This is a genomic window from Geodermatophilus sp. SYSU D00696 (genome assembly GCF_054050235.1).
In genome coordinates, this window is record NZ_JBJGYY010000041.1 from 1 (window position 1) to 17,167 (window position 17,167).

General features: G+C 77.7%; 18 protein-coding genes. 11 read left to right on the plus strand and 7 right to left on the minus strand.

The window, feature by feature from the left end; translation table 11 throughout:
• The first annotated feature begins 180 nt into the window (after nt 1–180).
• Both ACI79O_RS20345 and ACI79O_RS20350 read left to right on the plus strand, forming a co-directional pair.
• The gene (locus ACI79O_RS20345) at nt 181–1,023 is read left to right on the plus strand and encodes an EamA family transporter (RefSeq protein ID WP_456891596.1); all 843 of its coding nucleotides are present in this window, start codon (nt 181–183) and stop codon (nt 1,021–1,023) included.
• 72 nt (nt 1,024–1,095) lie between these two features.
• The gene (locus tag ACI79O_RS20350) at nt 1,096–3,450 is read left to right on the plus strand and encodes a diguanylate cyclase domain-containing protein (RefSeq protein WP_456915035.1); all 2,355 of its coding nucleotides are present in this window, start codon (nt 1,096–1,098) and stop codon (nt 3,448–3,450) included.
• 16 nt (nt 3,451–3,466) lie between these two features.
• On the opposite strand, the gene ACI79O_RS20355 is transcribed toward ACI79O_RS20350, so the two are convergent.
• The 5 genes from ACI79O_RS20355 to ACI79O_RS20375 all read right to left on the minus strand — a co-directional run bounded on the left by ACI79O_RS20355 (nt 3,467) and on the right by ACI79O_RS20375 (nt 6,582).
• Nucleotides 3,467–4,258: a TrmH family RNA methyltransferase gene (locus ACI79O_RS20355; RefSeq protein ID WP_456915036.1), complete on the minus strand. Its 792-nt coding sequence runs from the start codon at nt 4,256–4,258 to the stop codon at nt 3,467–3,469.
• A 179-nt stretch (nt 4,259–4,437) separates the two neighbouring features.
• Nucleotides 4,438–4,824 (minus strand): 50S ribosomal protein L20, encoded by a 387-nt coding sequence (gene rplT / locus ACI79O_RS20360; protein WP_091367035.1) that lies wholly within the window; start codon nt 4,822–4,824, stop codon nt 4,438–4,440.
• A 35-nt stretch (nt 4,825–4,859) separates the two neighbouring features.
• Nucleotides 4,860–5,054 carry a 50S ribosomal protein L35 gene (gene rpmI / locus ACI79O_RS20365; protein WP_456875329.1) on the minus strand — a complete coding sequence of 65 codons (195 nt, stop codon included), beginning with the start codon at nt 5,052–5,054 and terminating at the stop codon, nt 4,860–4,862.
• Between the two features lie 97 nt (nt 5,055–5,151).
• Nucleotides 5,152–5,754, minus strand: coding sequence for a translation initiation factor IF-3 (gene infC, locus ACI79O_RS20370; protein WP_456875328.1), 603 nt, complete (start codon nt 5,752–5,754; stop codon nt 5,152–5,154).
• Nucleotides 5,755–6,090: 336 nt separating this feature from the next.
• Entirely contained in the window at nt 6,091–6,582 is a 492-nt protein-coding gene (locus ACI79O_RS20375; protein WP_456891590.1) for a PH domain-containing protein, read from the minus strand.
• Nucleotides 6,583–6,627: 45 nt separating this feature from the next.
• On the opposite strand from ACI79O_RS20375, the gene ACI79O_RS20380 reads away from it, so the two are divergent.
• The 3 genes from ACI79O_RS20380 to ACI79O_RS20390 all read left to right on the plus strand — a co-directional run bounded on the left by ACI79O_RS20380 (nt 6,628) and on the right by ACI79O_RS20390 (nt 9,705).
• Nucleotides 6,628–7,677, plus strand: a complete 1,050-nt coding sequence (locus tag ACI79O_RS20380; RefSeq protein ID WP_456915037.1) for an MBL fold metallo-hydrolase — start codon at nt 6,628–6,630, stop codon at nt 7,675–7,677.
• 46 nt (nt 7,678–7,723) lie between these two features.
• Entirely contained in the window at nt 7,724–8,833 is a 1,110-nt protein-coding gene (locus ACI79O_RS20385) for a uroporphyrinogen-III synthase (RefSeq protein ID WP_456915038.1), read from the plus strand.
• 80 nt (nt 8,834–8,913) lie between these two features.
• Entirely contained in the window at nt 8,914–9,705 is a 792-nt protein-coding gene (locus ACI79O_RS20390; protein WP_456891584.1) for a hypothetical protein, read from the plus strand.
• Nucleotides 9,706–9,708: 3 nt separating this feature from the next.
• On the opposite strand, the gene ACI79O_RS20395 is transcribed toward ACI79O_RS20390, so the two are convergent.
• Complete coding sequence (locus ACI79O_RS20395; protein WP_456915039.1) at nt 9,709–11,193, minus strand: aromatic amino acid lyase; 1,485 nt, start codon at nt 11,191–11,193, stop codon at nt 9,709–9,711.
• Nucleotides 11,194–11,461: 268 nt separating this feature from the next.
• Here ACI79O_RS20395 and ACI79O_RS20400 point away from each other — a divergent pair, with 268 nt between their 5' ends.
• The 5 genes from ACI79O_RS20400 (at nt 11,462) to ACI79O_RS20420 (ending at nt 15,759) form a co-directional block, all read left to right on the plus strand.
• Complete coding sequence (locus ACI79O_RS20400) at nt 11,462–12,247, plus strand: TetR/AcrR family transcriptional regulator (protein WP_456915040.1); 786 nt, start codon at nt 11,462–11,464, stop codon at nt 12,245–12,247.
• Nucleotides 12,248–12,358: 111 nt separating this feature from the next.
• The gene (locus ACI79O_RS20405; protein ID WP_456891578.1) at nt 12,359–13,315 is read left to right on the plus strand and encodes a DUF2382 domain-containing protein; all 957 of its coding nucleotides are present in this window, start codon (nt 12,359–12,361) and stop codon (nt 13,313–13,315) included.
• A 122-nt stretch (nt 13,316–13,437) separates the two neighbouring features.
• Complete coding sequence (locus ACI79O_RS20410; RefSeq protein ID WP_456875320.1) at nt 13,438–14,082, plus strand: N-acetyltransferase; 645 nt, start codon at nt 13,438–13,440, stop codon at nt 14,080–14,082.
• Between the two features lie 94 nt (nt 14,083–14,176).
• Nucleotides 14,177–14,536: a YciI family protein gene (locus tag ACI79O_RS20415; RefSeq protein WP_456891576.1), complete on the plus strand. Its 360-nt coding sequence runs from the start codon at nt 14,177–14,179 to the stop codon at nt 14,534–14,536.
• Between the two features lie 5 nt (nt 14,537–14,541).
• Complete coding sequence (locus tag ACI79O_RS20420) at nt 14,542–15,759, plus strand: RNA polymerase sigma factor (protein WP_456915041.1); 1,218 nt, start codon at nt 14,542–14,544, stop codon at nt 15,757–15,759.
• On the opposite strand, the gene arfB is transcribed toward ACI79O_RS20420, so the two are convergent.
• Nucleotides 15,731–16,171 carry an alternative ribosome rescue aminoacyl-tRNA hydrolase ArfB gene (gene arfB, locus ACI79O_RS20425; protein ID WP_456915042.1) on the minus strand — a complete coding sequence of 147 codons (441 nt, stop codon included), beginning with the start codon at nt 16,169–16,171 and terminating at the stop codon, nt 15,731–15,733. The genes ACI79O_RS20420 and arfB overlap by 29 nt on opposite strands.
• 36 nt (nt 16,172–16,207) lie before the next feature.
• Between arfB and mmuM the strand changes: the two genes are divergently transcribed.
• Entirely contained in the window at nt 16,208–17,122 is a 915-nt protein-coding gene (mmuM, locus tag ACI79O_RS20430; RefSeq protein WP_456891567.1) for a homocysteine S-methyltransferase, read from the plus strand.
• The last annotated feature ends 45 nt before the right edge of the window (nt 17,123–17,167 follow it).

Here is a 17,167-nt window from a genome sequence, read left to right on the forward strand (position 1 = left end):
GGCCCCCCCCCGCCCGCCCGGGGCCCCCCCCCCCCCCCCCCCCCCCCCCCCCCCCCCCCCCCCCCCCCCCCCCCCCCCCCCCCCCCCCCCCCCCCCCCCCCCCCCCCCCCCGACGAGCGGGGCGGTGTCGGTGGCGGCTGCCAGGATCGGCGGCAGGAGCGAGACGGGGAGGCGCACCGGATGGCGTTGCTGCTGGCGCTGGCCTCGGCCGTCGTCTACGGGGTGGCCGACTTCTGCGGCGGTCTCGCCAGCCGGCGGGCGGCCGCGGCCACCGTCGTCGCGGTGTCGCAGGCCGCCGGGCTGGTGGTGGTCGCGCTGCTGCTGCCCTGGCTGGGCGGGGAGCCCGCGGGCGCCGACCTGGCGTGGGGAGCGGTGGCCGGCGTCGCCGGGGGCGCCGGGCTGCTGCTGTTCTACCGGGCGCTGGCCGCCGGGGTGATGAGCGTGGTGGCGCCGGTGACGGCGGTGTCGGCGGCCGCGCTGCCGGTGCTCGGCGGGCTGGCCCTCGGCGAGCGGCTCGGCCCGGCGGCCGCGGTCGGGATCGTGCTGGCGCTGGTCGCGGTGGTCCTGGTCGCCGCCGAGGGCGGCCTGGCGTCGCTGCGCGCGGCCCGGCTGGGCACCGTCGCGCCGGCGCTGGCGGCGGGGGCCGGGTTCGGGCTGTTCTTCGTGCTGCTCGAGCGCACCGGCGACGACGCCGGGCTCACCCCGCTGGCGGCGGCGCGGGTCGTGTCGGTGCTGCTGGTCGGCGGGCTGGCCCTGGCCACGGTGCGGTCGCCGCGGGTGCCGCGGCGCGTGCTGCCGGTCGTGCTGCTGGCCGGGGTGGGCGACATGGCGGCCAACGCGCTGTTCCTCCTCGCCACCCAGGCCGGCGGTCAGCTGGCGATCACCGGGGTGCTCGCCTCGCTGTACCCGGTGAGCACGGTCGTGCTGGCCCAGGTGCTGCTGCGAGAACGGCTGGCCGGCGCCCAGCGGGCGGGCCTGGCCGTCGCGGCCGCGGCGGTGGTGCTGATCGCCCTGCCGTCCTGAGCCCTGCCCCCTCGGGGTGACCCCGCCGGCCGGCCGGGTGCGTCCGGCGCCACCGCTGCCGAGAACTCCTCCGTGACCGTTCCCGCGCAGGCACCCGGGCAGCCCGGACCCACGACCGACGCCGTGCTGGAGGCCGCCATCCGCGGGGTGCGCAGCGTCTTCCAGCCCATCGTCGAGATCGACACCGGGCGGGTGGTGGCCTACGAGGCGCTCGCCCGCGGCCCGGTCGGCCCGCTGGAGCGGCCCGACGCGCTGTTCGCCGCCGCGCGCACCGCGGGCCGGCTCGCCGAGCTCGACGAGGCCTGCCGCGCCGCCGCCTTCCGCGGCGCGGTCGAGGCCGGGCTGGTCGCGCCCCTGACCCTCTTCGTCAACGTGGAGCCCGAGGTCCTCGACACCGCTCCCCTCGAGGACCTGATGGCCATCGCCGAGAGCGCCCCCGGGCAGGTCCGCGTGGTCATGGAGATCACCGAGCGGGCGATCGCCGCCCGGCCGGCCGAGCTGCTGCGCACCGTCGAGCGGGTCCGCGAGCTGGGCTGGGCCGTGGCCGTCGACGACGTCGGCGCGGAGTCGATGTCGCTGGCGTTCCTGCCGCTGCTGCGCCCCGACGTCGTCAAGCTCGACCTGCGGCTGGTGCAGGAGCGCCCGGGTCCGCAGATCGCCGAGATCATGAACGCGGTCAACGCCTACGCCGAGCGCAGCGGCGCCGTGGTCCTGGCCGAGGGCATCGAGGACGAGCGCCACCTGCGCACCGCCCGCGGCCTCGGCGCCACGCTGGCGCAGGGCTGGCTGTTCGGCCGCCCGGCTCCCGGCGCCGCGCCCGACCTGACCGTCGGCGAGCTGGTGCTGCCCGGCGCGGGCCTGCCGGCCGGTGCGCTCGGCGCGGTGTCGCCGTTCGCCTGCCTGCCCGACGGCACGCCGCTGCGGCGGGCGCCCAAGGCGCTGCTGATCGAGCTGTCCAAGCAGCTGGAGCGGGAGGCGCTGCGCCTGGGCGAGACCTGCGTCGTCGCCGCGACCTTCCAGGAGGCGCGCCACTTCACCGTCTCCACCACCCAGCGCTACCGCGACCTGGTCGAGCGCACCGGCTTCGTCTGCGCGCTGGGCGAGGACCTGCCGGTCGAGCCGCTGCCCGGCCTGCGCGGCACCCACCTCGACCCGGCCGACCCGGTCCGCGGCGAGTGGGACGTCGCCGTGCTGTCCCCGCACTTCAGCGCCGCGCTGCTCGCCCGCGACCTCGGCGACGACGGCCCCGACGCCGAGCGCACCTTCGAGTACGCGCTCACCTACGACCGGGACACCGTGTCGCGGGCGGCGTCGTCGCTGCTGTCGCGGGTCGCCCCGCGGGCCGGTGCGGTGCCGGAGCCCCCGGCCGGGCACGTGCCCCCGGCGGCAGCACCGGCGGGCCGGCCCGCGGGCGGGCTGGCCGTGGGGACGACGAACGCCGAGGTGCTGCTGCGCCGGGCGCTGGAGGCCACGCCGAGCGGGGTCACCGTGGTCGACATGCGGCTGCCCGACCAGCCGATCGTCTACGCCAACGCGGCGTTCCGGGAGCTGGCCGGCCTGTCCGCCGAGCAGATCCTCGGCCGCAACTGCCGGCTGCTGCAGAGCCCCGACACCGACCAGGGTGCCGTGGCCCGGATCCGCGCGGCGGTCGAGACCGGTGCCTCCTGCCGGGAGACGGTGCTCAACCTGCGCGGCCCCGAGCGCACGCCGTGGTGGAACGAGCTGCACCTGGCCCCTGTGCACGACGCCGACGGGTCGGTCGTGCAGTACATCGGCGTGCAGGTCGACGTCACCGCCCGGGTCGAGGCCGAGCGGGCGCTGGTGCGCGAGCGCGACCGCACGCAGGCCGCGCTGGCGCGCATCCAGGAGCTGGCCTGCACCGACCCGCTGACCGGCCTGCCCAACCGGCGGCGCCTGGAGGAGCAGGTGGAGACGGCGATCTGGGAGGCCCGCGCCCGCGGCGACGCGCTCGGCCTGCTGTTCGTCGACCTCGACGGGTTCAAGGCGGTCAACGACGCCCTGGGCCACGCGGCCGGGGACGAGCTGCTGCAGGTGGTCGCCGGGCGGCTGCGCGACCGCGTCCGGCGGCGGGACCTGCTCGCCCGGCTCGGCGGGGACGAGTTCCTCGTCGCGCTGCCCGACCTGCGGCCGGAGACCGCGGCGGCCGAGGCGGGCCGGGTGGCCGACGAGCTCGCCGCCTCGATCCGCCGGCCGGTCACGCTGCGCGGCACCGAGGTCTCGCTGGGCGCGAGCATCGGCGTGGGCGTGTGCCCGGACGACGGCGTGGTGTTCGCCGACCTGCTGCACCGGGCCGACCTGCGCATGTACGACCGCAAGGCCGCCACCCGCGGCGCGGCCGCCCGCGCGGCGACCGCGCGGGCCGCGGCCGCCGCGGTGCCCCCTCCGGCGGCGCCCGCGCTGCCCTGACCGCCCGCCGCGGCGGTCAGCCCTGCGCGAGCTGTGTCGCGTAGAGGCAGATCGCCGCGGCGGCGGCCAGGTTGAGGCTCTCGGCGCGGCCGCGCATCGGGATGCGCACCCGGGCGTCGGCGGCGCCGGCCAGCTCCGGTGGCACGCCGCGGGCCTCGTTGCCGAACAGCCACAGCACCGGCCCGGCCAGCGTGGTCCCCAGCTCGTCGAGGGCGGTCTCGCCGCCGCCGTCGGCCGCGAGCACGGTGACCCCGCGCCCCTGCAGGCCGGCGACCAGCGGGCCCAGCGGCGCCCCGCGGACGACGTCGAGGTGGAACAGGCTCCCGGCGCTGGAGCGCACCGCCTTGCCGCCGTAGGGGTCGGCCGACCCGGCGCCGAAGACGACCGCGCCGGCCCCGCAGGCGTCGGCGGTGCGCAGCACGGTGCCGGCGTTGCCGGGGTCGGCGAGGCCGGCGAGGGCGACGGTGAGCGCGGGCGGGTCGGCGGCCAGCCGGTCGGCGGGGACGTCGCGCAGCGCGCAGACGGCGACCAGGCCCTGCGGCGTCACCGTCTCCGACAGCCCGGCGGCGGCCTTCTCGGTGACCAGCCGGACGGGGACCGGGGCGGCGGCCAGCAGGTCGGGGTGCGCGGCCGCGGCGGCCTCGGTGGCGAAGACCTCGCGGACGTCGCCGGGCGCGGTGGCCAGCGCCTCGGACACCGCCTGACGGCCCTCCGCGAGGAAGGCGCCCGTGGCGTCGCGGCCGGCCCGCCGGGTCAGTTTCCGCGCGGCGGCGACCCGCGCCGACCGCTCGGTCAGCAGCTCGCGCACGTCGTCGTCCCTCCCCTGTCCCGTCGAGATCACGCGATGTCGACGTCTACGGCGCTCTCGGCCGTCGAGATCACGTGATCTCGACCGGGAGGAGCGTGCCCGCACACGGCGACGCCGCCGACGCCGGCCCCGAGGGACCGGACGCCGGCGGCGTCACGTGGTGCCGGTACGGCCCTGCCTCAGGCGGCCTGCTCGCCGCCGGCCGGAGCCGCGGCGACGGCGGCGCGGGCGGTCTCCACCAGCGCGGCGAAGGCGGCCGGCTCGTTGACCGCGAGCTCGGCGAGCACGCGGCGGTCGAGCTCGATGCCGGCCAGCTTGAGGCCCTGCATGAACCGGTTGTAGGTCATGTCGTTCTGCCGCGCCGCGGCGTTGATGCGGGTGATCCACAGCTTGCGGAAGTCACCCTTGCGCACCTTGCGGTCGCGGTAGTTGTAGGTGGCCGAGTGGAGGATCTGCTCCTTGGCCTTGCGGTACAGGCGCGAGCGCTGACCGCGGTAGCCGCTGGCGGCCTCCAGGACGGTGCGGCGCTTCTTCTGGGCGTTGACCGCCCGCTTCACGCGTGCCACGTGAGAACTCCTTACTGGTTACGGGAGGCGGGGGCTCAGATGCCCAGCAGCTTCTTGAGGGTCTTCGAGTCGGCCGGGCTCAGGACCTGGTCCTTCTCCAGCCGGCGCTTGCGCCGCGAGGACTTGTGCTCGAACTTGTGCTGGTTGTTGGCCTGCTCGCGCATGAGCTTGCCGGTGCCCGTCACGCGCACCCGCTTGGCGGTGCCCTTGTGGGTCTTCTGCTTCGGCATGTCCTCGTCGTCCTCGTTCGTGGTTGTCGGCGCCGCGCGGCAGCACGGGACTGCCGCGACGGCGCCGGCCGTCTCGGTGGTGCGGTCCTGCGTGGCCTCAGGCCGTCGGGGTCTGTCCCTCGGCGGCCCGGTCGGCCTTCGCCTGGCGCCGGGCGCCGTCGGTGGCGGCCTGGTTCCGGTGCGGGGCGATCACCATGACCATGTTGCGGCCGTCCTGCTTCGGGTTGGACTCGACGACGCCGAGCTCGGCGACGTCGGCGGCCAGCCGCTGCAGCAGTCGGTAGCCCATCTCGGGCCGCGACTGCTCGCGACCGCGGAACATCACGGTGATCTTGACCTTGTCGCCGCTCCGCAGGAAGCGCTCGACGTGGCCCTTCTTGGTCTCGTAGTCGTGCGGGTCGATCTTCAGGCGCAGCCGCATCTCCTTGATGACGGTGAGCGCCTGGTTCCGCCGGGCCTCGCGGGCCTTCTGCGCGGACTCGTACTTGAACTTCCCGTAGTCCATCAGCTTGACGACCGGCGGACGGGCCATCGGCGCGACCTCGACGAGGTCCAGCTCGGAGTCCTGCGCCAGTCGCAGCGCCTCGCCGATCGGCACGATGCCGACCTGCTCGCCCTCGGGCCCGACCAGGCGGACCTCGGGGACGCGGATACGGTCGTTGATACGGGGCTCGGTGATGGCCTCTCCTCTGCTCTTCACACGGGAGGAGTCGCGCCCATCCGGCACCGGGAAGGACTCGGGCCCCGTGAGCGGTGTGCTCACAGGGCCCGTCTCGCCGGTGCGGCACGGGACCCGTCGCCGGGCCGTGCACGTCGCGAGGGACCGGCCCGGGTGGGACGGTCCTCCGCGAACCGGGACCTGGGCACCTCGACGGCGCCAGGTGGGAGCGGGCTCCTCTTGGTCAGCGGCCCGGGGCAGGGCCGCTGGATGGTGGTTCACGCGCCTCTTGTAGCGGGGAGGCGTGCCTATGCTACAGCGTCGCGAGGACGCCGGTCATTCCCTCCCCGCCGCCGTCCTGGGCGAGGAAGGTCCTCGTCAGTCGTCGTAGAGGAGCGGGGGCTTCGCGGGCTGCTGCGCCTGGTGCGCGGCCAGCAGTGCCCGGAGCCCGTCGACGGCGTCCAGGGCCCGCCGGCGGTCGACCGCCTGCACGGCGAGCACGGCGATCTCGTCGCCGTTGGCGAGCTCCAGGGAGGCCCAGGACGAGTGCCGGTCGAAGCGCACCGCCCGGACCGCCTCCCACGGCAGCTCGTGCCGGACGAGCACGTTGCGCACCCGCACCCCGGCGGTGTCGGCGTCCACCCGCGAGGCGCCGGCGAGCAGGACGGCGGCGCCGACGAACAGCCCGAGGCCGGCGATCGCGACCTGGTCGACCAGGCCGAACGTGATCACCCCGGTCGACGACGACGTCAGCAGCACGGCCACGACCGTCATGACGCCCACGACCAGTGCGGCGGCGATCCCGCACATCAGGCGCAGGCGGCGCGGCACGGCGGTCACGGCGGCGGGCGTCGTCGGCACGTCCCTCATGCTCCCAGTCCCCGCGCCGGGCGGTGGCTGGCAGAGTGCCCGGGCGTGGAGGTGACCGGGCAGGCGCAGCGGACGGCGTGGCGCGAGCGGACCGTGCCCGCGGTCGAGCGGGTGCGCCCGGGGCTGTGGTCGGTGCCCGTGCCCATGGGCGGCCCGCTGCGGTGGGTGAACGCCTACGTGCTGGAGCTCGCGGGCGGCGGGCTCGGCCTGGTCGACACCGGCTGGGACGCCGACGACAGCTGGGCGGCGCTGTGCGCGGGGCTGACCGGCCTGGGCGCCGGCGTCTCCGACGTGCGCGGCGTCCTGGTCACCCACATGCACCTCGACCACGTGGGGCTGGCCGCGCGGGTGCGCGAGGCCTCCGGCGCGTGGATCGCCATGCACCCGGCCGACGCGGCGGCGCTGGCCACGCTGCGCGAGCGCTCCCCCGAGACCTCGATCGAGCGCGAGGTGGCCTTCCTCGTCGGCCTCGGCGCCCCCGAGGCCGACGCCCGCGCCGACGCCGGCACGCCCGAGCAGCGGGTGGGCTGGCGGCGGCTCGCCCGGCCCGACCGGCTGCTCGAGGACGGCGACCGCGCCGACCTGCCCGGCTGGTCGCTGCGCGCCGTGCACACGCCCGGGCACACCCCCGGCCACCTGTGCTTCGCCGACGAGGACGGCGGCCTGTTCTTCTCCGGCGACCACGTGCTCCCGCGGATCAGCCCGAACGTGTCGACCCACCCGGGCGGGGCCGCCGACCCGCTGCGCGACTACCTCGGCTCGCTGGAGGCGGTCACCGCGCAGCCGGCCGCCGAGGTGCTGCCGGGGCACGAGTGGCGCTTCCGCGGGCTGGCCGAGCGGGCGCAGGAGCTGTGCGCCCACCACGAGCGGCGGCTGGGCGAGCTGCTGGCCGCCGTGCGCGCGCACCCGGGCAGCACCCCGTGGCAGCTGGCCGCGCACCTGACCTGGTCGCGGCCGTGGTCGGAGTACGCGCGGCGGATGCGGATCTTCGCCGTCACCGAGACCGACGCCCACCTGCGGCTGCTGGCCAGCCGCGGCCTGGTGGTGGGCGACGGCGGGGCGGTGCCCACCTGGACGGTGGCGCGGCCGCGCTGAGCGGGCCCGGCCGACACCGGCCCCGGCGGCCGCGCACCATGGTCGGGTGACCGCGCTGCCCGACGCCGACCCGACCGGCCCGGCCCCGCTGGCGGGCTACACCGTCGCCGTCACCGCCGAGCGGCGGCGGGAGGAACTCGGTGCGCTGCTCGAGCGCCGCGGCGCGCGGGTCGTGTACGCGCCGGCCATCCGGATCGTGCCGCTGGCCGACGACGCCGAGCTGGCCGCCGCCACCGGGGCCGTGCTGGCCGCACCGGTCGACCTCGTCGTGGCCACCACCGGCGTGGGCTTCCGCGGGTGGCTGGAGGCGGCCGCGGGCCGGGGCCTGCCGCTGGTGGAGCACCTGCGCGGCGCCCGGGTGCTCGCCCGCGGTCCCAAGGCCCGCGGCGCCATCCGCGGCGGCGGGCTGGTCGACGCGTGGTCGCCGGCGTCGGAGTCGTCGGACGAGGTGCTCGAGCACCTGCTGTCGGGCGCCGAGGGTCCGCTGGCCGGGCGCCGGGTCGCCGTCCAGCTGCACGGCGACCCGCTGCACGGGTTCGTCGCGGCGCTGCGCGCCGCCGGCGCCGAGGTGCTCACCGTGCCGGTCTACCGCTGGGTGCTGCCCGCGGACCTCGCGCCGCTGCACCGGCTGGTCGGCGCGGTGGCCGCACGCGAGGTCGACGCGGTGACCTTCACCAGCGCCCCGGCCGCGGCCGCGCTGCTGTCGGTGGCCGACGGGCTGGGCCGGCGCGCGGATCTCGTGGCCGCGCTGCGCGACCGGGTGCTGCCGGTCGCCGTCGGCCCGGTGACGGCAGGGCCGCTGGAGGCCGCCGGCGTCAGCACCGTGCAGCCCGAGCGGGCGCGGCTGGGCGCGCTGGCCCGCGAGGTCGTGGCCCGGCTGCCCGCCCGCGACCCGGTGCTGCGGGCCGGCGGCACCGACCTGCAGGTGCGCGGGCACGCCGCCGTGGTCGGCGGCCGGCTGGTGGAGCTGCCGCCCGGTCCGCTGGCGGTGCTGCGGGCGCTGGCCGCGCACCCGGGTGCCGTGGTGGCCGACGCCGGCCTGGCGCGGGCACTGCCGGACGGCGGCGCGGTCGCACCGGCGCTGGCGCGGCTCCGCTCGGCGCTCGGGCCGGGCCTGGTCGAGACCGTCGAGGACGGGCACCGCCTGGCCGGGTGACCGGGCCGACTGCCCCGCTGTGGGGAGGGGACGAACTCCCCGGCCGACGGCGGGGAGCGCGGCGGGCGATGATCGTCGCCGTGGCTGAGCACACGGACACCGCACCGGGACGGGCCCTGGTGGAGGCCGGCGAGCTGGTGGCCGGGTCGATGGCGCGCACGGCAGCCGGCCTGGTCTTCGACGACGGCTCGGCCCGGGTGCGGCTGGACGGCGGGCTGGCGGCGTGGCTGCGCCGCACCGCGGCCGCGGCCGACGCCGACCCGTCCGCACCCGTCTCCTCCCGCGCCCGCTGCCGGGCCGGCGCCGCGCTGGCCTTCGCCGCCGAGCTGTCGGTGACCCGCGCCGCGCAGGGCCGGGCGGTGCGCACCGACGGCTTCCTCGCCCCCGGGCCCGGCGGCCGCGCGCCGGCCGACGAGATCGGCGAGGCGGTGGTGCTGGCCGCGCGGGCGGCGACCGAGGAGTGGCGGGTGCGGCACCTGGGCTACCTGCTCGCCGAGGCCGCCGTCTCCCCCGACCTCGACGCCGCCGTCGTCGCCCGCGGCCTGTCCCTGGCCGGCGCCCTCACCGGACGCCAGCTGGTGCTGCTGGCCGCCGTCGGCCGGCGCGAGCGCACCCCGCTGCCGATGACGCCGGTGCCGCAGGACCCGCGCGGCTGGACCGCCTGGGGCGCCCTGGAGGACCTCGGCGACCTGCAGCGCGGGGGCCTGCTCGACCCGCCGCCGGCCACCCCGCGCCCGGGCGGTGCCGCCCTGCCGCGGCTGCGCCCGGCCGACCTGCGGCTGACCCGCCGCGGCGTGCTGGTGCACCGGCTGCTGGCGCTGGACTTCGTCCGCGACCAGGCGGTCGCCGCCGCCCTGGCCGACCTCGCCTGATCCTCAGGAGCCGGTGCCCGCCCGCGCGGGACCGGGGAAGCGTGCGCGCAGCGCCCGGTGGACGGCGTCGGGGTACGGCTCGGCCGCGGCGACCGTCTCCGCGACCAGCTCCACCGCGACCGACGTCCCCGCGCCCAGGGCGGCCCGGGCCGGCGCCGTCGCGAGGACGTCGGAGGCCAGCAGGAGCTCGACGGCGAGGACGTCCTCCAGCAGCCCGAGCGCGGCGTCGGCCTTGCGGACGCTCACCGGGGCGCCGGTGGCGTGGTCCTCGATGCCCAGGTCGAGCGGCGGGGTGTCCAGGGTCGCGGGCGCGGCCAGCTGCTGGAGCTCGGACATGACGGCGGCCGCGGGGTAGCGCAGCGCCAGGCCGTACGCCGCCGAGGACGGCGGGCCGGTCATCTGGCCGAAGAACGCCGCCCACAGGTGGCCCAGGCGGCGTTCGCTGAGCTGGCCGACCTGGGCGAGGGCGATGCGCAGCGCGTCGGCGGCGATGGCGAGCACCATCGGGTGGAAGTTGCCGTTGCTGAGCAGCGTGCCGTCCTCGACCGACACCAGCGGGTTGTCCGCCGCGGCGGCCAGCTCGGTCTCCACCGCCGTGCGCAGGACGGTGACGTACTCCCGGAGCGCCCCGTGGACCTGCGGGACGACCCGGAAGGACAGCGCGTCCTGCACCGACGCGGCGCCGTCGGGCCCGAGCAGCGCGCTGCCGGCCAGCAGGTGCCGGAGGTGGTCGGCGGCGGCGACCTGCCCGGGGACCGGCTTGGCCCGGCCGACGGCGGGGTGCAGGACCGAGGGGTTGGCCCGCGTCGCCTCCATCGACACCGCCGCCGCGACGTCGGCGGCCTCCGCGGCGCGCGCCGCCCGGGCGACCACCAGCGCCGCCTGGCCCACCGACACCCCGTTGGCCGAGATCAGCGCCAGCCCGTCCTTGCCGGCGAGGACCAGCGGCGCGATCCCGGCCCGCCGCAGCGCCTCCCCGCCGGCCAGCACCTGCCCCTGGTACTCGGCCCGGCCCAGCCCGACGGCGACCTGCGCCATCCCGGCCATCTGCCCGATGTCGGCCGCACCCACCGAGCCGGTCCCCGGCACGACCGGGTGGACCCCGGCGTTCAGCATCGCCGCCAGCGTCTCGGCGACCGCCGGCGAGGCACCCGACCCGCCGCGGGCGATGCCGGCCAGCCGCACGACGAGGGCGGCGCGCACCACGGGCACCGGCAGCGGCGGCCCGATCCCGCCGGCGTGCGACAGGACGAGGAACTGCTGCTCGCGGTGGATCTCCTCCGCCGTCAGCCGGGTGTCGCGCAGGTGGCCGACCTGGGTGGTCAGGCCGTAGACGGCGGTGCCGGCGGCGAGGGCGTCGTCGACCACCGCCCGCGCGGCGGCGACGCGGTCGAGCGCCGGCCGGTCCAGCTCCACCCGGGCGCCGTCGACGACGGCGAGCAGGTCGTCGACCGACACCGGCGCTGTGCTGATCCGCACGACGGTCATGGGCGCCTCCCGGGGCGGGCCGAGCCTACGGTCGGGGCGGCTCCGGCGGGGTGGTACCGGGCGCCCGGCGGCCGTGCGCGCTCCGTGCACGTATCGCGGCCACGGGCGCCTCCGGGCCGCGACGTGGGCACACCGCGTGCCGACGACGACCGTCACGGCGCGTTCCGGAGGACCGCCGCGCGGGCACCGACCCTGGTGCGGACGCCGCGCGAGGAGGATGACACCCGGTGCCACGGGGGCCCGGGACACGAGGCGGCGGGAGGTGCACGTGGACGGCGAGGACACCATCCCGATGTGGCGCCCCGACCGCGACTCCCCGGAGGGGGGCAGGATCGTCGTGCCCGCGGGTCCCCCGGTCACCGGCCGGACGGGGCTCGACCGCCGGCGCATCCTCGGCGCAGCCCTCGAGTACATCGACCGGCACGGCCTGGCCGCGCTCACCATGCGCCGCCTGGGCGCGCACCTCGGCGTCGAGGCCATGGCCCTCTACCGCTACGTGCCCGGCCGCGAGCAGCTGCTCGACGGCGTCGTCGAGACCGTCGTCGACGAGCTCTACGGCGACCCGGAGGTGCACCTGCACGCCGCGCACGGCTGGCAGGACTACCTCCAGCGCCTGGCCCACGGCGTCCGGCGCATCGCCCTCGCCCACCCGGAGGTGTTCCCGCTGGTCGCCACCCGACCCCCGGCGGCCCCGTGGATCCGCCCCCCGCTGCGCAGCCTGCGCTGGATCGAGTCCTTCCTCACGGTGCTGACCGACAACGGGTTCAGCGCCGAGGCGGCGGTGGCGGCCTACCGCGCCTACTCCAGCTTCCTGCTCGGGCACCTGTTGTTGGAGGTGTCCCAGAAGGGGGTACAGATCAACGCGGAGGACGCCCCGGAGGGCGTCCCGGGCACCGGCACCGACCTGAGCGAGTACCCGTTGGTGGTCGAGCTGGAGGAGCTGCTGTCCCGGGACGAGTCCGCGGCGGAGTTCGAGGAGTCGCTCGAGAACCTGCTCGAGCGGCTGGCGTCGGTGCGGGCCGAGGGACGTGTCCCCGGCGAGAACTCCGGGTGAACGGGTTTACGTCGTAAAGCGCCGGGGCATGGCTGTCGTGGCCCGCTGACCCCGGCATCCGGACGCCTGAGGGAGCCGGCCGTACCTGATCCCCATCCGTGAGGAGTGCACGTGATCACCGAACAGCAGATCAGCACCGTCATCGGCACCACCGCCATCGACAACGACGGCGACAAGATCGGCAAGATCGGCGAGGTCTACCTCGACGACGAGACCGGCCGCCCGGAGTGGGCCACGGTGAACACCGGCCTGTTCGGCACCAAGGAGACCTTCGTCCCGCTGGCGCAGGCCGAGGTCAGCGGCAACCAGGTCCGCTTCCCGTACGACAAGGCGAAGATCAAGGACGCGCCGCGCATCGACACCGACGGCCACCTGTCCCCGCAGGAGGAGCAGGAGCTGTACCGGTACTACGGCGTGGGCACCGCGGGCACCACGACCGGCCAGGCCATGACCACTGGCACGACGACCGGCACCACGACCGGCACGACGACCGGCACCGCCGGCCTCGGCGTGGACCGGGACCGCGACGGCATCCGCGACGACCTCGAGACCCGCGGCACCGTCGGTCACGACACCTCCGGCCCGACCACAGACACGGCGATGACCCGCTCCGAGGAGCACCTCAACGTGGGCACCCAGCGGGTCGAGGCCGGCCGGGCGCGGCTGCGCAAGTACGTGGTCACCGAGAACGTGTCCCAGACCGTGCCGGTCTCCCACGAGGAGGTCCGGGTCGAGCGCGAGCCCATCACCGACGCCAACTACGGCAAGGCGATGGACGGGCCGGCCATCTCCGAGGAGGAGCACGAGGTCGTCCTGCACGCCGAGCGCCCCGTGGTGTCCAAGGAGGCCACCCCGGTCGAGCGGGTCCGCCTGGACACCCAGACGGTGACCGAGCAGCAGCAGGTCACCGAGCAGGTGCGCAAGGAGGAGATCGAGGTCGACGGCGGCACCACCGGCGTGGCCGGCACCGGCACCACGACCGGGACCACCGGGCGGGACGAGCGCGGCTTCGTGCAGAAGGCCAAGGACGCCCTCGACCGCGACAACGACGGCAAGATCGGCCGCTGACCACGGCCCCCCTGCCGGGGGGCCAGCACGGCACAGCAGCACCCCGACGGGGCCGGCCCACCACGGGCCGGCCCCGTCGCCGTGTCCGGGCCCGGCCGCCGCACCCGTGGTGTCATGGCGGCATGAGCGAGCCCGGGCCGACCGTGCACGTCGGCGTCCCCGTGGTCCGGCCGGCCGAGCCGCGCGACGTGCCGCGGATCGCGGTCACCCTGACCGTGGCGCTGGCGGAGTCGCGCTGGGTGCGCTGGGCGCTGCCGGCCGACGGGCGCACGCAGCGGCTGACCCGGCTCGCCGAGCTCGACGCCCACCGCGGGGTGGCCACCGGAACGACCTGGGTCAGCGCGGACGCCGACGCCGTCGCCTCCTGGCAGGCCCCCGAGGGAGCCGCCGCCCCGCTGCCGCGGGACGTCGCCGCGGCGCTGGACCGCGAGGTGCCGCGGCTGCACGCCGACCGCGCCGGCGCGGTCGCGGCCACCGACGCCGCGCTCGCCGCGGTGCTGCCGGACGGGCCGCACTGGCGGCTGCGCGCACTCGCCACCCGGCCGCGGTCCCGCCGTCGCGGCCTCGGCGGCGCGGTGCTCGCGCCGGTGCTGGCCCGCTGCGACCGCGACGGCGTCCCCGCCGCGCTGGTCGCCCCCGCGTGGGCGGTGGTGCGCTTCGCCCGCGGGTTGGGCTTCGAGGTGGTGCAGGCGACGCGCTCGGCCGACGGCGCGCTGCCGCTGTGGGTCGCCGTCCGTCCGCCCGGCGTCCCGATGCCCGAGCTGTAGGACCGTCCCGGGCGGGCTGTCGATCCGGGGCTGCCTCGTTCGTACAGGGGGTGCAGGGCCGGTACGGTGCCGGCCGCCCACCCGAGGAGATCCCATGCCGCACTACCTGCTCACCGTGGTCCAGCCCGGGGACGGGACCCCGCCCCCGCCCGAGGTCCTGGAGCCGATCGTGCGGGACACCGACGCGGTGCACCGGGCGATGGTCGACGCCGGCTGCTGGGTGTTCGGCGGCGGCCTGCTCCCGCCGGCGGTCGCGACGACCCTGCGACCCCGGGACGGGGACGTGCTGGTCGTCGACGGGCCGTTCGCCGAGGGCAAGGAGCACGTCGGCGGCTTCTCCGTGATCGACGTGCCGGACCTCGACGCCGCGCTGGTGTGGGGCCGGCGCCTGGTCGCCGCGACCACCCTGCCCATCGAGGTGCGGCCGTTCCACGACGGCTCGGGCCGCCCCTGAGCGGCATGCCCGCACCGGACGTCGAGGCGGTGTTCCGCGCGTCCTACGGGCGCGCGGTCGCCGTCCTCACCCGCCTCCTCGGCGACATCGACGCCGCCGAGGAGGCGGTCCAGGACGCCTTCGCCACCGCCGTGCAGCGCTGGCCGGCCGACGGCGTGCCACCCAGCCCGGCCGGGTGGATCGTCACCACCGCGCGGAACCGGGCGATCGACCGGCTGCGCCGCGAGTCGAGCCGGGCCGACCGCCACCGCGCCGCGGCGCTCCTGCACGACCCGGATCCCCCGCCCGAGGAGGGCGCCGTGCGCGACGACCGGCTGCGCATGCTGTTCACCTGCTGCCACCCCGCGCTGGCGCCCGCCGCCCGCGTCGCGCTGACGCTGCGGCTGGTCGGCGGGCTGACCACCGCCGAGATCGCGCACGCCTTCCTCGTCCCCGAGGCGACGATGGCGCAGCGCCTGGTGCGGGCGAAGGCGAAGATCCGCGACGCCCGGATCCCCTACCGGGTGCCCGCCGAGGCCGACCTGCCCGACCGGCTCGCGGGCGTGCTCGCCGTGGTCTACCTGGTCTTCACCGAGGGGCACACCGCCAGCGCCGGGCCGGAGCTCGTCCGCACCGACCTGTGCGCCGAGGCGATCCGGCTGGGGCGGGCGCTGGTCGAGCTGATGCCCGACGAGACCGAGGCCCTGGGCCTGCTCGCGCTCATGCTGCTGGTGGAGTCCCGCCGGCCCGCGCGGGTGTCGGCGTCCGGGGAGCTGGTGCCACTGGCCGAGCAGGACCGGCGACGCTGGGACGCCGCCCTGGTCGCCGAGGGGCAGCACCTCGTCCGGCGCTGCCTGCGCCGGGACGCGCCCGGGCCCTACCAGGTGCAGGCCGCGATCCAGGCGGTGCACAGCGACCCGCCGACCGACTGGCGGCAGGTCGTCGCGCTCTACGACCTGCTGATGGCGCTGGCCCCCTCACCGGTCGTGGCGCTGCACCGGGCGGTGGCGGTGGCCGAGGTCGAGGGGCCCGCCGCGGGGCTGGCGCTGGCCGACGCGCTCGCCCTGCCGCGCCACCACCTGCTGCCCGCCGTCCGGGCCGACCTGCTGCGCCGCCTGGGCCGGGACGCCGAGGCGGCCGCGGCCTACGGCGAGGCGATCGCGCTGGTCGGCAACGCCACCGAGCGGGCGTTCCTGGAGCGCCGCCGGGCGGAGGTCAGTCCCACCGGCGGCGGGACCGCTTGAGCTCGCCGCGCTGCTTCTTCGCCTGGATGCGCCGCTCCTGCGAACCGCGGGTCGGCTTGGTGCGACGGCGGGCGGGAGGCGGCGGCGCCAGGGCAGCGCGCAGCACCGCGGCCAGCCGCTCGCGCGCGGCCTGCCGGTTGCGCAGCTGCTGCCGGTGCTCGCTCGCGGTGACGGTCAGCACGCCGTCGACCAGCCGGCCGGCCAGCCGCCGGGCCAGCCGGTCGCGCTGCGCGTCGGTCAGCGTCGGCAGCTCCAGCGGCGACACCGACAGCTCCACCCGCGAGTCGGCCGTGTTGACGCCCTGCCCGCCGGGGCCCGACGAGCGGGAGAACCGCCACGACAGCGCCGCCGCGGGGACGACGAGGGAGCCGGTGACCGGGAGGTCACCGGCGGCGTCGTCGGCAGCGGGCACGCCGTCCAGTCTGCCGGGCGGGCGCAGGATGGTGCGGTGACCACCCCCCTGCCGGCCGCGCTGGCCGCCGGTCCGGTCCTGCTCGACGGCGGGCTGTCCACCGAGCTCGAGGCGCGCGGGCACGACGTGTCCTCGGCGCTGTGGTCGGCGCGGCTGCTGCGCGACGACCCGGACGCCGTCGTGGCCGCGCACGCCGCGTTCGCCGCGGCCGGCGCACAGGTGGCGACGACGGCGAGCTACCAGGCGACCGTCGAGGGGTTCGCCGCCGCCGGCCTCGACCGCGCGGAGGCGCTGGCGCTGGTGGCCCGCTCCGTGGAGCTCGCGCGGCGTGGGGCACCGGGGTCCTGGGTGGCCGGCTCGGTGGGGCCCTACGGCGCCGCGCTCGCCGACGGCTCCGAGTACACCGGCGCCTATGCGGACGAGGTCGGCGTCGCCCGGCTGCGGGCGTTCCACCGGCCGCGGATGGCCACGCTCGCCGAGGCCGGGGCCGACGTCCTGGCCTGCGAGACGGTGCCCGCGGCGGCCGAGGCCGAGGCGCTGCTGGCCGAGGCCGAGGCCCTGGGTGTGCCGGTGTGGCTGTCGCTGACCACGGTGGTCGACGGCGACGGCGTCGCGCGCACCCGGCGCGGGGAGCCGGCGGCGGAGGTGTTCGGCATGGCGCGCGGGGTGGGCGCCGTGGTCGCGGTCGGGGTCAACTGCACCGACCCGGCGGGCGTGCCGGCGGCGCTGCGGGCGGCGGCGGGCGCGGGGCTGCCGCTGGTGGCCTACCCGAACAGCGGCGAGGGCTGGGACGCCGTGGCGCGGCGCTGGACCGGCACCGGCGGGGTCGACCCGGCCGCCGTCCCGGGGTGGGTGGCGGCCGGCGCGCGGCTGGTGGGCGGCTGCTGCCGGGTCGGCCCGGCCGGGATCGCGGGGCTCGCGGGGGCACTGCGCCACGATCAGGGTCCCTGATCGTGCGGCGTCCTCCCCCACGGTGGGACGTGAGGGAGGACGCCC

Coding starts and splice junctions, on each gene's coding strand:
- ACI79O_RS20345 (WP_456891596.1), top strand. CDS start 181: ATGGCGTTGCTGCTGGCGCTGGCCTCGGCCGTCGTCTACGGGGTGGCC.
- rpmI (WP_456875329.1), bottom strand. CDS start 5,054: ATGCCGAAGCAGAAGACCCACAAGGGCACCGCCAAGCGGGTGCGCGTG.
- ACI79O_RS20375 (WP_456891590.1), bottom strand. CDS start 6,582: ATGAGGGACGTGCCGACGACGCCCGCCGCCGTGACCGCCGTGCCGCGC.
- ACI79O_RS20395 (WP_456915039.1), bottom strand. CDS start 11,193: ATGACCGTCGTGCGGATCAGCACAGCGCCGGTGTCGGTCGACGACCTG.
- ACI79O_RS20410 (WP_456875320.1), top strand. CDS start 13,438: ATGAGCGAGCCCGGGCCGACCGTGCACGTCGGCGTCCCCGTGGTCCGG.
- ACI79O_RS20415 (WP_456891576.1), top strand. CDS start 14,177: ATGCCGCACTACCTGCTCACCGTGGTCCAGCCCGGGGACGGGACCCCG.
- ACI79O_RS20420 (WP_456915041.1), top strand. CDS start 14,542: ATGCCCGCACCGGACGTCGAGGCGGTGTTCCGCGCGTCCTACGGGCGC.